Here is a 432-nt window from a genome sequence, read left to right on the forward strand (position 1 = left end):
GAACAGCCGGTCGGAAGTGCGCTTCATGTGCGAGACACCGCCTGGAGGCAGAAGCGGGGTTGGACGGGGAGCCGGACGCAAGCCCGGATGATTGGTCGGAGACGGAGCCTGAGACCGGGCAGGACGCCGGATCCTCCCCCACGCAGCCCCGCCCGGCATGACCCCACCCGGGAGCACTACAGGCCCCCTGCGACGGCCTGCCGATCCGGGCGCGGCGGGTCACCGATCATCCAGCCGGCGGGCCCAGCCGCATCTGTCCGGCAGCGCCGAGGCTCCCGAGTTCGCCGCCCTGACGCTGCCGAAGCTGGTCGCCGGGACGCGGCTGGTGTTGACCGACAGCCAAGTCGAGTGGCTGGCGCCGCCCACCGATGTCGCAGCCTGCTCACGGCTGACGCGGCTGCTGTGGCTCGGCAAGCGCTGCGCGCCGAGGGG

The 432-nt window shown here is 72.9% G+C and carries 1 protein-coding gene; it reads left to right on the forward strand.

Going from position 1 to position 432, the window contains the following annotated elements:
• Positions 1 to 157: 157 nt before the first annotated feature.
• The coding region (locus tag C5F48_RS24980) for a hypothetical protein (RefSeq protein ID WP_146170797.1) at positions 158 to 432 on the forward strand (275 nt) is incomplete at its 3' end.

The organism is Cereibacter changlensis JA139 (assembly GCF_003034985.1).
GTDB classification, from domain to species: Bacteria; Pseudomonadota; Alphaproteobacteria; order Rhodobacterales; family Rhodobacteraceae; genus Cereibacter; species Cereibacter changlensis.